The sequence below is a fragment of the Allomuricauda sp. TY007 genome (genome assembly GCF_010468565.1).
Taxonomy (GTDB): Bacteria; Bacteroidota; Bacteroidia; order Flavobacteriales; family Flavobacteriaceae; genus Flagellimonas.
In genome coordinates this window covers 14,090-27,191 of sequence record NZ_WUEG01000010.1, presented here as the reverse complement: position 1 = coordinate 27,191, position 13,102 = coordinate 14,090, and the positions used below count along the sequence as shown (strand labels likewise).

Genomic DNA, 13,102 nt, shown 5'->3' with positions numbered 1-13,102 from the left:
ACTCATGGTGAAGCATAAGTCGTATCAATCGCATATCCTAATTGCCTTGATTTACTTTCTTGTGGCGGCCCTATTGGGGTTGCTGTTGCGCTCCTACCCTATTTTCGCTTTTGATTTCAACTACAGGTTTGTTGTCCATGCCCATTCGCACATAGCCCTCTTGGGTTGGGTATATGTAGCTTTGACCACCTTACTACATTATTGTTTTGTGGATAAGGATGCGTCCAGCAGAAGGTACAAACGTATATTTTGGTGTACGCAAGCCACCTTAGTGGGAATGTTAGTGACCTTCCCTTTTCAAGGGTATGCGCTGTTTTCCATTATTTTTTCTACGCTGTTCCTGATCGTGTCGTATGTCTACGTTTACCATTTCTGGAAAAACATCAACCCAAAATACAAGCACAGCAAAGGATTGCAATGTGCAAAAGCGGCCCTGATCTATATGGTAATCTCCAGTTTGGGACCTTGGGCCTTGGGAGCAATCATGAACAGTTTGGGAGCTCAATCCATTTGGTACCGACTGGCGATATATTTTTACCTCCATTTTCAATACAATGGCTGGATGATATTGGCCTTGGTAGGGCTTTTCATTTATGTTTGGGAACAGCGCGGTCTTGAAATTCCCACAAAAACCTTCGCTCGCTTTTTTATAAGTCTAAATGTGGGGATTGTGCTCACCTTTTTCTTGTCCACACTTTGGACAAAACCTTCTTTTTGGTTTTATGTGTTGGCAGGTCTGGGAGCTGTTTCACAGTTTTATGCCTTTGCAGTATTATGGGGTATGTTAAAGCGTAACATCGGTAAATTATCTTTGTCAAAAGTGCAGTTTTTACTGTTCAGAACAGTACTGGTTTTGATATGGATCAAAATAGTATTGCAACTTTTGACCGCTCTCCCCTATTTTGCCAATATTGCGGCCAACTACCTTGATCTGACCATTGGGTATCTGCATTTGACCTTTTTGGGCATCATCAGTATTGGCCTGTTCCTATTCATGGATTATTTTAGCTTGTTTCGAATATCGAAGAAATCTTACTCATGGTATTTTTTGGGGTTCCTTCTCACCGAAGCTCTCATTTTTTATAGGGGTATGGCTGCGTGGCTGCAGTGGAACATCTTCAATGGACATTTAGAAATCTTGGCGCTGCTCACTCTTTTAATTCCTTTGGGGATTGCAATGATGCTCATAGAAAACCGAGTCCCCAATTAAGTTTTTTGTATGAACCTATATGACCTCCCCTACAATGGCGTATATTTGATTTCTTTCAAAGAAATCTTTTCATAAATAATAAAGGACAATTTTGTCCGAATTAAATTTTAATGGTATCTTTGTACCTGTAAAAGTTCCCTATGATGTTTTCAAAAGCCTGTGAATATGGTATTCGGGCAGCGGTTTATATTGCGCTGCAATCCTTGGATGGAAGACGTGTCAGTGTCAATGAAATTGCCGAGGAAATAGATTCGCCCATAGCTTTCACGGCCAAGATTTTGCAACAACTCTCTAGGAACAACATCATCCACTCCGTTAAAGGGCCCACTGGTGGTTTTCAAATTGCCCGGGAAGATATGGATGCGGTAAAATTGAACATGATAGTCAAAGCCATTGATGGTGACAAGATTTATGTGGGCTGTGGTCTGGGACTCAAAGAATGTAATGCCCAAAAACCCTGCCCCCTGCACGACAAATTCGTTGATATCCGTACCGATTTGAGCAAAATGCTGAAAAGTACCAGTTTATTTGAACTGGCCACGGGATTGGAGGTTGGGTTGACCTATTTGAAACGATAAAAAAATTTGAGCAAATAAAGGACATTTTTGTCCGATTAATGAAAATATATTTAAAATCATTTATTATGAACGATACCTTGGATAAAACAATAGGGCAAATGGTAGCAGAGGATTACCGGACTGCCCAGATTTTCAAAAATCACAAAATAGATTTCTGCTGTAAAGGCAACCGCACGCTCCAAGAGGTTGCAGAGAAAAAAGGGCTCGATTTGGACAGCCTGGTTCAAGAACTTGATACGGTACAAAATCAAAACCAAAGTGACCAGCCCGATTTTAAAACCTGGCCTTTAGATCTTTTGGCCGACTATATTGAAAAGAAGCACCATCGTTATGTGGAGCAACAAATTCCAATTCTAAAACAATACCTGAACAAACTTTGTAAGGTACACGGAGCACGTCATCCTGAACTGCTCGACATTTTTGAACATTTCAATGCCTCTGCGGGCGAATTGGCCATGCACATGAAAAAAGAGGAACTGGTACTTTTTCCGTGGATACGTAAAATGGTAAGTGGTCCTACAAATGAACAGCCGCATTTTGGAACCGTTAAAAATCCCATCAAAATGATGATGGAAGAACACGACAATGAAGGCGAGCGTTTCCGAAAGATCGCTGAATTGAGCCATGATTATACCCCTCCGGCCGATGCATGCAATACCTATCGGGTAGCCTTCTCGCTATTGCAGGAATTTGAGGAAGACCTTCACCGCCACATCCATTTGGAGAACAACATCCTCTTTCCCAAGGCTGAAATTTTGGAAAACAACGTATTAAACAACTGATTTGAATATGGGGGCACACGCATTTAATGTACAGTGCCCTCTTATAAAGCATCTCACAAACATCAAAAAAAACAATGGAAAATTCAACAACAATACACATGGCCCATTCTAAAACCGTACCTAACACAAATGGATCGAAAAACATTTACAGGCTCATGTTCAATGAGTTCAAAAAAAGACAATTGGGTTATTCCACCATCGCCATTATAGCACAGAGCTGCCTTGGTTCCGCTGCGGCAATGGCGCTTTTGATGGGGGGAATGGATATGGTCTTAAAAATGGTACTGCTTTTTTTTGTTACCATTTTCTGTATGGCGTTCAATGGGGCCGTATTGGCCCAACTAAAACCCCTGACCACATTTAATCTGTTAATTTTGAGTGTTGTCTTTAGTACTTTAGTTATTATTGCCCATATCATATAATATTGGAGAATCTATAAAAATGGTGCAAAAAAAGGAAATCCAAAGCCTGGAGGAGATAAAGCAATTGGTAGACCTCTTTTATGGAAAAGTCCGAAAAGACCCCTTATTGGCAGGTATATTCAATGCTATCATAAAGGACAATTGGCCGACCCATTTAGAAAAAATGTATCGCTTTTGGCAAACAGTATTATTACAGGAGCACACCTACCAAGGTAGCCCTTTCGCTCCTCATGCCAAACTTCCTGTAAACAAAGTGCATTTTAATCGGTGGAAACAATTATTTTTTGAGACTGTTGATGAAAACTTTCATGGAGAAAAAGCTGTGGAAGCTAAATTTAGGGCCGAAAAAATGGCTGAAATGTTCCAGTTGAAGATTGAATATATCAAGAAACACACTTGAACCGCCAAATTGAAAATTCAAATTATTCCTGTCGATCAATACAGTTACTTTGTAAACAATACTTCCCAAAAAAATTGGGGCCAAACTTTAAACCACATATGCTCTTAGAGTCTTAAAAAACCCTAACGGATTGCACTTGCCGGATAAAATATTAGTGGTAATATCCTTTAAATTAATGTAGCAAGGTGTGTTGCACATTATCCTTTACCTGAAAGGATGTTTTCGATTTTGCTCAATTCCTCTTGGTCAAAATCAGGATTTTGCAAAGCCCGCAAAGAGTCTTCCAACTGTTCGGGCCTACTTACCCCCAATAAGACGGATGTAACCCTTGGGTCCCGCTTTACCCATGAAAGTGCCATTTGGGCCAAGCTTTGACCTCTTTCTTTTGCCACTTTGTTTAATCTTGCTACGGTCTCCAGCTTTTCTGGAGTAATTTGGTCAACCTCCAAAGCACCGTTTCCACGTCCAGAAGCAGCTCTGGACGATTCTGGAATTCCGTGAAGATATTTGTTGGTCAACAACCCTTGCTCCAAGGGTGAAAACACAATACTTCCCACACCTTCATTCCCCAACAGATCCAACAAACCATCTTCTTCTATCCATCTATCGAACATGGAATATCTAGGTTGGTGTATCAAGCATGGGGTTCCCATTTCTTTTAATATTTTTAGGGCAGCCTTTGTTTCAACTGCATTGTAACTGGATATTCCAACATAAAGTGCCTTTCCTTGTCGAACTATTAAATCTAAAGCTCCCATGGTTTCCTCTAAAGGTGTGTTTGGGTCCGGACGGTGATGATAGTAAATATCTACATAATCCAACCCCATACGTTGTAAACTCTGGTCCAAACTGGAGACCAAGTATTTTTTGGAGCCAAAATCACCATAAGGACCCTCCCACATCTTCCACCCTGCTTTGGTGCTCACAATTATTTCATCCCTGTATTGGGCCAAATCCGATTTTAGGATTTTTCCAAAAGTAGTTTCGGCCGAACCAGGTGGGGGACCATAATTGTTTGCTAGGTCAAAATGGGTGATACCTGCATCAAATGCCTTTTGCACTATCGTCCGGGCAGTATCAAAACTATCCGTTTGGCCAAAGTTATGCCAGAGGCCCAGGGAAAAAGCAGGTAGCAACAAACCGCTATCGCCACAGCGATTATAAGTCATTTCATTATATCTATTCTTGTTTGGTCGGTAATCCATAACGGTTAAATTAAAAGTTTATACCAATGCATAATAGTCCTCAAACAATTTTATGGTACAGTAAAATACTGGTACTTCATTTATCATAAAACATGGCATCTATTATTGAAAAGATGTTTCTTTCAAAATTCTTTGATACATTGCCAAAACAAATGTATTGGGTTTTTTATCCCTTTTTATTGAACTAGGACAAGAAATTGCTTTTGGTTTTTCAACTAGTGTTCTATGAAAAATGAGCTGAAGAAATATTTGGAACGTTTTATTGAATTATCGGATGAAGAGTCCGATATGGCACTTCGGTTTTTTGAGTATCAGAAATTCCCAAAGCACACGCTTATTTTACGCTCGGGAGACATCTGTAGCTTTGAAGCATATATTAAACGGGGTTGTGCCCGTGAATTTTTTACCGATCATAAGGGAAACGAACACACAGTTGAATTTGCGGTTGAAGATTGGTGGATAAGTGAAATCAATAGTTTTGAGAACAAGGTTCCCAGCCAGGTAAGTATAGAAACCTTGGAAGAAACAGAGATATTGTTCCTTTCCCTGGAATCAAAAAAAGAACTTCTTGAAGCAGTTCCGTCCGTAGAACGAATGTTCCGAATTATGATGCAACGCCATGTACACGTCCTTAAAAAACGATTGCTCCAAAATATGTCTAGAAATGCGATGGATCGATACCTGACATTCCTTGAGCAATACCCTACCGTTGTACAGCGTGTTCCGCAATATCATATTGCCTCCTATCTTGGGATATCTCAAGAATTCCTGAGCAAATTAAGAAAGAGAGTGCACCAATAAATGTTGAAGTATATAAAATCCGTGGTCATAAAAAACTATCCACACTTTAAACTGTTCCATATCCAACCTTTGGAATTCATTATCTTTGAAGCATGAAATTCTTGGTGATTGTTTTGTCTTTGCTTACCATATTCCTGTCTTCGTATCCATGTTGTCAGGAAACGGTTTCTTGTTCAAGCACTACGACCGTGAGTCACTGTGATGATGACGGTTCTGAAGAACAGTCCGAAGGAGACAGCACTCCTTGCTCCCCATTTTATGCCTGTGGACGCTGTCCCGGGTTTACAATGAATTTTGAAACATTGGATTTCGCAGCCTTGGAACCCCCAAAGGAAAACCATCCAATCCCCCACTACATTGAACTGCTTCCCAAAGAAGTATATTTCTTTTCCCTGAAACCCCCACGTACTCTTGAAGTGTAGCTTACCTTAAAATAAAATCTTGGTCAATTCTTTTTTGGCCGTAATTCAGCATACTTCAAAACACATATTAATGAAAATAAAATCATTCATGATATTGTCCCTTCTCGGGATGGTATCCATATACGCACAAAACACACTTGACATTACAGTAAAGGATTCCCTCAGCAATGAACCGTTAATTGGGGTTACTGCGGTTTTGCCTTCCCTAAACCAAGGAACCATCTCCGACGAAGCGGGTAAAATCCATATGGAAAATATCCCCAATGGCATCTACAAACTACGGTTAAGCTATATTGGTTATGCTACCATGGAACGCAGCCTTTCCTTTCCTTTGGATGGGACGGTTCAAGGACAGACCTTTTTCCTTTTGCCCCAAACAGAGGAGATGGAAGAGATTACACTAGTGTCAACAAGAAGCACCAGAACCATTGAGGACATTCCCACCAGGGTCGAGGTTATTGCGGGGGAGGAACTCTCCGAAAAAGGCAATATGAAGCCTGGGGATATTCGAATGTTGCTTAACGAGAGTACAGGCATCCGAACACAGCAAACATCTGCCACAAGTTACAATTCAAGCATACGTATTCAAGGGCTGGATGGCAAGTACACCCAACTTCTTCGTGACGGATTTCCGTTGTATTCGGGGTTTGCCAGCGGGCTCAGTTTAATGCAAATCGCACCTTTGGACCTAAAACAGGTAGAGGTAATCAAAGGCTCCAGCTCTACCCTATACGGTGGAGGGGCCATTGCAGGACTGGTAAACCTAATCTCCAAAACGCCCGAGGAGGAGCCCGAGCTTAGCTTTATGGCAAACGGAACCTCTGCCCTTGGATTGGACCTTAGTGGTTTTTACTCCCAAAAATTCAACAAAATAGGAACAACGGTATTCGCTTCTTATAACTTGGGCACCCCCTACGATCCCGCTGATATTGGATTAACAGCCATCCCAGAGTTTGACCGCTTTACCCTTAATCCCAAATTGTACTGGTATTTGGGCGAACAAACCGAAGTCCTACTGGGATTTAATGCCATTTGGGAAGACCGTCTTGGGGGAAACATGGATTATGTAAAAGGCAAGCCCGTGTCCAATCCCTATTTTGAATCCAATGAAACGGAGCGAATCTCCACCCAATTGGGGTTTAAACATACATTTACTGATCAAAAACGATTGGAAGTCAAAAACAGTTTCAGTTTTTATGATCGAAGTATAGCGATTCCCGATTTCACATTTACAGGTTACCAACGCTCTTCTTTTAGCGAACTAAACTTTTCTGCAAATTCAGAAAATGACCTGGAATGGGTCTTTGGAGCCAATCTCTGGACAGAATACTTTAATGATACAAGGGATAGCGATACCAATGCCCTGGACCAATCCTATCAGATTTTTGGCCTGTTTGCACAAAATGTATGGCCCATCGACGAGACTTTTTCCGTGGAAACCGGGTTTCGTGCCGATTTCCATTCCGATTATGGAGCCATGGCCCTTCCGCGATTATCGATACTTTACGAGCCCCATAACGCACTGACCTTTAGATTAGGTGGTGGAATGGGATACAAAACTCCTACGGTGTTCACAGAAGATGCGGAACGCCTGCAATTCAGGAACGTACTGCCCATCAATACAAATGATGCCGAACTTGAACGCTCCCTGGGGGGTAATTTTGATGTAAACTATAAGTGGGTTCCAATGCCAGGAATGACAATGTCCATCAATACACTCCTTTTTTATACCAAAATCAACGACCCCATAACGTTGGTCCCAAATGAAAATGGGTTCTATAGCTTTCAGCAACCAGACGGATATGTCGACACCCGTGGTGTCGAGGTCAACCTAAAAGTTAAGTATGGTGATTTCAAGTTGTTCACCGGTTACACCCATGCCAATGTTAAACAACATGAAAGCGGAATGGTGTCAGATTTTCCATTGGTGGCCAAACACCGCTTAAATAATGTGCTGATGTACGAAAAGGAAGAAAATCTTTGGGTAGGGCTCGAAGCCTATTATTACAGTCCACAAAAACTGGGTAATGGTGAAACGGGCCAATCCTATTGGATTCTTGGATTGATGAGTGAAAAGAAACTCGGTGAGAAATTTTCGATTTTTCTAAATTTTGAAAACTTTTTGGATACCAGGCAAACCCGTTTCGGTGCAATTTACACAGGGAACCTGAGCGACCCAGAGTTTTTGGATATTTATGCACCGGTCGATGGCTTTGTCATCAATGGTGGTTTTAAGATACAGCTATAGAGATTAAATCAAATTAGCTTGGCAGGCATTGGATTTAAGGGGTGTCGACCATCAATATATCGGCATCCCTTTTTCTTTACATCAATTTAAAATAAGTTTGATGATATTGGACATACATATTGTCCATTATTAATTGTATCCAATTTTAGTACTTTACCATCAGCTCTTCTTGGAAACGACCACGCCAACAAACAGGGCAATTCCAATGAAGCACAACGAAACCCATTCTGGAAAAGTATAGTGGTGTGCGAGAATCATTTTTATACCCACAAAACTAAGTATGGCCACCAGACTGTACTTGAGGTAGTAGAACCTACTTATCATGTTGGAAAGGAAGAAATACATCGACCTGAGGCCCAAAATGGCAAATATGTTTGAACTAAAGACCAGAAAGGGGTCGGAAGTAATCGCCAAAATGGCCGGAACACTGTCCAAAGCAAAGAGGATATCCGTAAACTCGATAATCACAAGAGCTATGAACAATGGCGTGGCGGCAGTAATATGGCGTAATTTGATGAAGAATTTCTGACCCTGCATATGCGTCGTGATGGGCATGACCTTTCTAAGGTTCCTATAGATGAACGACTTTTTGGGATTGAAGGCCTCCTGCTTGGAAACCAGCATTTTTATGGCCGTAAAGATCAAAAAAGCACCAAAGATATAGGTCATAAAACCGAACTTCTTAATCAATGCCACTCCAAAAAATATCATGAGCGCCCTAAAAACAATAGCTCCCAATATTCCCCAGAACAATACCCTATGTTGGTATTTTTGTGGAATTTGAAATGATCCGAAAATCACCGCTATAACAAAAATATTGTCAATACTCAACGAAAGTTCGATGAGGTAGCCAGTAATATATTTTAAACTGGCATCCATGGGGGTGAGCGCATCTACATTATCTATCTTTCCGCTACCATATAACCAATAGACAACCCCTGAAAATAAAATGGATAAGGTAACCCAAACACTGGTCCATATAGACGCTTCCTTGACGCTTATAACATGGGGGTTTTTATTGAAAACACCAAGATCCAAGGCCAAAAAGACAAGGATTCCCAATAGGAACAGAATCCAAACGGTCATAATTTCGAAGATTTAGCTAGCTAAATTAAAAAATATAACACTATTGAATCGGTATTCCACGCAGTTTTTCAAAAGCTTTATAAGTTTTGTCCACCTTTTCCTTCGGCGTAGTTCCAAACTCCTTATCGGTTACTTTGTAATACGTTTGTAAACTATCCAGTTTTTTGTGCATGGAAGCTATTACACCTCTATATTTTTCATCATTGATGGCATTGTGCAATTCTTTGGGATCCTCTTCCAAATCATAAAACTCCCATTCATCAATATCATCGTAAAAATGGATAAGTTTGTACCTATCTGTTCGCACCCCATAGTGCCGTTTTACCATGTGGAAGGCTGGAAAATCATAGTAGTGATAATATACAGCATCTTTGAATTCGTCTTCGGTGCCCTCCAATAACCCCTTAAAAGATTCGCCCTGCATCTTAGCGGCATATTCTTGGCCGCCCGCCAAGTCCAAAAAGGTCGGGGCAAAATCCAAGTTTTGCACCAAGGCATCAATATGGGTTCCTGGTTCGATGACCCCGGGCAATTGCATCAACAAAGGCATTTTCATCGACTCTTCGTACATAAATCGCTTATCGAACCAACCGTGCTCACCCAAATAGAATCCTTGATCGGAGGTATAGACCACCAATGTGTTTTCGTCCAATCCAGTCGCTTCCAAATAGTCCAAAATTTTCCCAATACCTTCATCAACAGATTTTACCGTGGCCAAATATTCATGCAAATAACGTTGCCCTTTCCATTCTGCCAGTTCCTTACCATGTAAATCGGCCTCATAAAAAGCATTGTTTTTGGGAAGATAGGCCTCATCCCAAATCTTACGTTGCTCTGGGGTCATTCTATCAAAATCAGTGGTCCAAGGATTATGGGCCAAATCGGTACTACCATAACCATCGCTCATTTTTAGGTCATGCCCCTCGTACATGTCTTTGTAGATGGTCTGTTGTTGTTCGGCAGCGGCCCGCTGATTCTCAAATTCTGGAAAATAAGTGTCGGGCAAGGGAAATGTAATCGAATCATAAACATTTAAATGACGTAGTGCCGGCATCCAATTGCGATGCGGGGCCTTGTGGTGCACCATTAAATAGAAAGGCTTTTGGTCATCCCCCCGCTGTTTTAGCCACTCCAAACTCTTGTCCGTTATCAAATCGGTGGCATAGCCTTCGACCACGGTGGTATCCTCACCTTGAATAAATTCAGGATTGTAATAGTTCCCTTGATCGTTCAGAATATCCCAATAATCAAATCCTGTGGGTTTACCGTGCAAATGCCACTTTCCGACAATGGCGGTTTCATAACCCAATTTTTTCAAATGCTTTGGCAAGGTGGGCTGACTGTTGTCAAACCGTTCCCCGTTCATCCGAAATCCGTTGATGTGACTGTGTTTTCCTGTTAGAATAACCGCTCTACTTGGCCCGCAAATAGAGTTGGTACAAAAGTTATTCTGAAAAATGGCTCCATTCTTGGCGATGCGGTCAATATTCGGGGTCGGTGCCAATTTCCCCAGTTCATGCCCATAGGCACTAATGGCCTGAAAGGCATGATCATCCGACATTATAAAAATGATGTTCGGAGGACCTTGAGCAACTTCTTCTTCAGGCTTCTCTTTTTGCTTACAAGAAACGATGAGGAGCAGTCCAAGAAGCGTTAATCCAATGCGCATAGTAAAATATTTTATTTTAGCGTGAAGGTTTCTGACAACTCGGCATCTGAATTTGTCCCAACAAAGACTTCGAAGTCACCTGGTTCCGATACGAATTCTAGTTGGGCATTATGGAATTTTAAATCGTCCGGCAATAAAGTGATGGTCACTTCCCTACTCTCCCCTTTTTTGAGCATGATTTTCTGAAAACCTTTTAATTGGCGTTTTGGGGGTGTAATGCTTCGCACCACATCCCTCAAGTACAATTGCACTACTTCTTCGCCATCGTAATCTCCTGTATTTTTTACGGTTACAGTAACTGAAATAGATTCACCTTGGGTAATTTCTTTTTTGTTCAGCTTGAGATTGGAATACTCAAAAGTAGTATAGCTCAATCCATATCCAAAAGGCAACAAAGGCGCATTGGGTGCATCCAGATAGTTTGACCTGAATTTTTGGAACTCCCCGCTTTCCGGTGCAGGCCTTCCAGTAACCTTTGTACTGTGGTAAATGGGTATTTGCCCCACATTCACGGGCCAGGTAGCCGTTAATTTTCCAGAGGGATTGTAATCTCCGAAAACCACATCGGCAATAGCGTTCCCTGCTTCCACTCCGGGGTGCCATACCTGTAAAATGGACACGGGTAGGTCGAACTCTTCCGGGATAGTCAGCGGTCTTCCGCTCATCAACACCAATGCGACAGGTTTTCCTGTCTCTACCAATGCTCTGATCAATTTCTTTTGACTATCTGGGATTGAAATATCGGTACGGCTGGAAGATTCTCCGCTCATTTCGGTAGCTTCACCAACCACGGCCACCACAGCATCCGAAGTTTTGGCCAAGTCCACCGCTTCTTGGAGCATGGTTTCCGGGGAACGCTCGTCAATCATGATTCGCTCTCCCAAAGAATTCACATTTTTGGCAAAATCGGCAACATCAGAAATATTGGCTCCTTTTGCATATTGTATAGTTGCTCCAGAAGCTACATTATTAAATCCTTCCAAAATTGTAACTGCCAGATTAAAATCCCCAGTGGGTGCCCAGGTCCCCAACATATTCTCCCTGCTATCGGCCAAGGGACCGACCAAGGCGATCTTTCCATTCTTTTTTAGCGGAAGTATGTTGTTATGATTTTTGAGCAACACGAAGGAACGGGTCGCCAATTTCCGCGACAACGCCCTATTTCCGTCCGTTAAAATATCTTTTTCGGGGCGTTTGGAGTCCAAGTATTTGTATGGGTCATCAAAAAGTCCTGAAATATATTTAGCCTCCAACACCCTTCTACAAGCCTTGGTAATATCTTCTTCTGTAATCTTTCCTTCGTCCAAGGATTTTTTCAAAGTGGTCAAAAAGCCCTCGCCTACCATATCCATATCCAAACCGGCTTTCAATGCCAAAGCTGAAACGGCTTGAAGGTCACCCAACCCATGCGGAATCATTTCGTTGAGGGATGTATAGTCCGAAACCACAAAACCATCAAACCCCCATTGATCACGGAGAACATCGGTCAACAACCATTTGTTTCCCGTAGCGGGCACACCATCCACATCGTTAAAAGAACTCATTACGCTGGCCGCACCAGCATCAATGGCCGCTTTGTACGGTTGCATGTATTGGTTGAACATTTTGATCTTGCCCATGTCCACCGAACCATAATCACGTCCCGCTTCCGCAGCGCCATATAAGGCAAAGTGCTTCACACAGGCCAACATGGTATGGGCCGCGGCCAAATCATCCCCTTGATATCCTTTTACCATAGCTTCGGCAACTTTGGAACCAAGGTATGGGTCCTCTCCAGCCCCTTCGGCAATACGGCCCCATCGTGGGTCACGGGCAATATCGACCATTGGAGAAAAATTCCACTTGATGCCATCAGCAGTGGCTTCCCTAGCAGCCATTTGGGCGGCTTGTCTTACCAAATCAATATCCCAAGTGGATGATAGGCCCAAGGGAATTGGATATGTTGTCTTGTATCCGTGGATCACATCGGAACCTATTAACAGGGGTATCCCCAATCGGCTTTCCGTAACTGCCAAATCCTGAGCTTTTCTAACCCTACCTGGGCCTGCCACACCAAAAAGGCCCCCAACCTGCCCTGCCCTGATCTTGGTTCCTACATTTTCACTCACTACTTCGCCCGTAGCAACTCCACCACCTGGTGTCAGCAGGTTTAACTGACCAATTTTTTCTTCAATGGTCATTTTTTGTAAAAGCTCCTCTACTTCAGGAATTCGTTCCTGGGCATTGGCACTTCCCAAAACGAAAACTAAAATGAAGAAGAGTGATTTTTTATAGTTCAT

General features: G+C 42.1%; 12 protein-coding genes. 8 read left to right on the top strand and 4 right to left on the bottom strand.

From position 1 onward, the window contains the following. Window positions 1–4 precede the first annotated feature (4 nt). The 5 genes from GO009_RS11710 (at window position 5) to GO009_RS11690 (ending at window position 3,392) form a co-directional block, all read left to right on the top strand. Entirely contained in the window at window positions 5–1,210 is a 1,206-nt protein-coding gene (locus GO009_RS11710) for a hypothetical protein (RefSeq protein ID WP_203532445.1), read from the top strand. A 143-nt stretch (window positions 1,211–1,353) separates the two neighbouring features. After that, window positions 1,354–1,788, top strand: coding sequence for an Rrf2 family transcriptional regulator (locus tag GO009_RS11705; protein ID WP_163626535.1), 435 nt, complete (start codon window positions 1,354–1,356; stop codon window positions 1,786–1,788). Between the two features lie 65 nt (window positions 1,789–1,853). After that, on the top strand, window positions 1,854–2,570 hold the full coding sequence (gene ric / locus GO009_RS11700; protein ID WP_163626388.1) for an iron-sulfur cluster repair di-iron protein: 717 nt from the start codon (window positions 1,854–1,856) through the stop codon (window positions 2,568–2,570). Window positions 2,571–2,668: 98 nt separating this feature from the next. Then, window positions 2,669–2,992, top strand: a complete 324-nt coding sequence (locus GO009_RS11695; protein WP_239057453.1) for a hypothetical protein — start codon at window positions 2,669–2,671, stop codon at window positions 2,990–2,992. Between the two features lie 19 nt (window positions 2,993–3,011). Continuing rightward, a complete protein-coding gene (locus GO009_RS11690) occupies window positions 3,012–3,392 on the top strand; it encodes a group III truncated hemoglobin (RefSeq protein WP_163626386.1) in 381 nt (126 codons plus the stop codon). Between the two features lie 197 nt (window positions 3,393–3,589). Here the strand turns inward: GO009_RS11690 and mgrA are convergent, their stop codons facing one another. Further along, window positions 3,590–4,597, bottom strand: coding sequence for an L-glyceraldehyde 3-phosphate reductase (mgrA, locus tag GO009_RS11685; protein ID WP_163626385.1), 1,008 nt, complete (start codon window positions 4,595–4,597; stop codon window positions 3,590–3,592). A 225-nt stretch (window positions 4,598–4,822) separates the two neighbouring features. Here mgrA and GO009_RS11680 point away from each other — a divergent pair, with 225 nt between their 5' ends. The 3 genes from GO009_RS11680 to GO009_RS11670 all read left to right on the top strand — a co-directional run bounded on the left by GO009_RS11680 (window position 4,823) and on the right by GO009_RS11670 (window position 8,068). After that, window positions 4,823–5,398 carry a Crp/Fnr family transcriptional regulator gene (locus GO009_RS11680; RefSeq protein ID WP_163626384.1) on the top strand — a complete coding sequence of 192 codons (576 nt, stop codon included), beginning with the start codon at window positions 4,823–4,825 and terminating at the stop codon, window positions 5,396–5,398. Between the two features lie 92 nt (window positions 5,399–5,490). Further along, a complete protein-coding gene (locus tag GO009_RS11675; protein WP_163626383.1) occupies window positions 5,491–5,820 on the top strand; it encodes a DUF6660 family protein in 330 nt (109 codons plus the stop codon). Between the two features lie 70 nt (window positions 5,821–5,890). After that, window positions 5,891–8,068 (top strand): TonB-dependent receptor, encoded by a 2,178-nt coding sequence (locus GO009_RS11670; protein ID WP_239057452.1) that lies wholly within the window; start codon window positions 5,891–5,893, stop codon window positions 8,066–8,068. A gap of 159 nt (window positions 8,069–8,227) precedes the next feature. Here GO009_RS11670 and GO009_RS11665 read toward each other — a convergent pair whose 3' ends face one another. Genes GO009_RS11665 through bglX form a run of 3 tightly spaced genes read right to left on the bottom strand, consistent with a single transcriptional unit; the run spans window position 8,228 to window position 13,102 of the window. Further along, complete coding sequence (locus GO009_RS11665; protein WP_163626382.1) at window positions 8,228–9,154, bottom strand: TerC family protein; 927 nt, start codon at window positions 9,152–9,154, stop codon at window positions 8,228–8,230. 40 nt (window positions 9,155–9,194) lie between these two features. After that, entirely contained in the window at window positions 9,195–10,823 is a 1,629-nt protein-coding gene (locus GO009_RS11660; protein ID WP_163626381.1) for a sulfatase, read from the bottom strand. An 11-nt stretch (window positions 10,824–10,834) separates the two neighbouring features. Then, window positions 10,835–13,102: a beta-glucosidase BglX gene (bglX, locus tag GO009_RS11655; protein ID WP_163626380.1), complete on the bottom strand. Its 2,268-nt coding sequence runs from the start codon at window positions 13,100–13,102 to the stop codon at window positions 10,835–10,837.

What these genes read in the sequence shown, in the direction of transcription:
- GO009_RS11675 (WP_163626383.1), top strand. Translation starts at nt 5,491, where the DNA reads ATGAAATTCTTGGTGATTGTTTTGTCTTTGCTTACCATATTCCTGTCT.
- GO009_RS11695 (WP_239057453.1), top strand. Translation starts at nt 2,669, where the DNA reads ATGGCCCATTCTAAAACCGTACCTAACACAAATGGATCGAAAAACATT.
- GO009_RS11670 (WP_239057452.1), top strand. Translation starts at nt 5,891, where the DNA reads ATGAAAATAAAATCATTCATGATATTGTCCCTTCTCGGGATGGTATCC.
- GO009_RS11665 (WP_163626382.1), bottom strand. Translation starts at nt 9,154, where the DNA reads ATGACCGTTTGGATTCTGTTCCTATTGGGAATCCTTGTCTTTTTGGCC.
- GO009_RS11660 (WP_163626381.1), bottom strand. Translation starts at nt 10,823, where the DNA reads ATGCGCATTGGATTAACGCTTCTTGGACTGCTCCTCATCGTTTCTTGT.
- GO009_RS11710 (WP_203532445.1), top strand. Translation starts at nt 5, where the DNA reads ATGGTGAAGCATAAGTCGTATCAATCGCATATCCTAATTGCCTTGATT.
- ric (WP_163626388.1), top strand. Translation starts at nt 1,854, where the DNA reads ATGAACGATACCTTGGATAAAACAATAGGGCAAATGGTAGCAGAGGAT.
- bglX (WP_163626380.1), bottom strand. Translation starts at nt 13,102, where the DNA reads ATGAACTATAAAAAATCACTCTTCTTCATTTTAGTTTTCGTTTTGGGA.
- GO009_RS11705 (WP_163626535.1), top strand. Translation starts at nt 1,354, where the DNA reads ATGTTTTCAAAAGCCTGTGAATATGGTATTCGGGCAGCGGTTTATATT.
- mgrA (WP_163626385.1), bottom strand. Translation starts at nt 4,597, where the DNA reads ATGGATTACCGACCAAACAAGAATAGATATAATGAAATGACTTATAAT.
- GO009_RS11680 (WP_163626384.1), top strand. Translation starts at nt 4,823, where the DNA reads ATGAAAAATGAGCTGAAGAAATATTTGGAACGTTTTATTGAATTATCG.
- GO009_RS11690 (WP_163626386.1), top strand. Translation starts at nt 3,012, where the DNA reads ATGGTGCAAAAAAAGGAAATCCAAAGCCTGGAGGAGATAAAGCAATTG.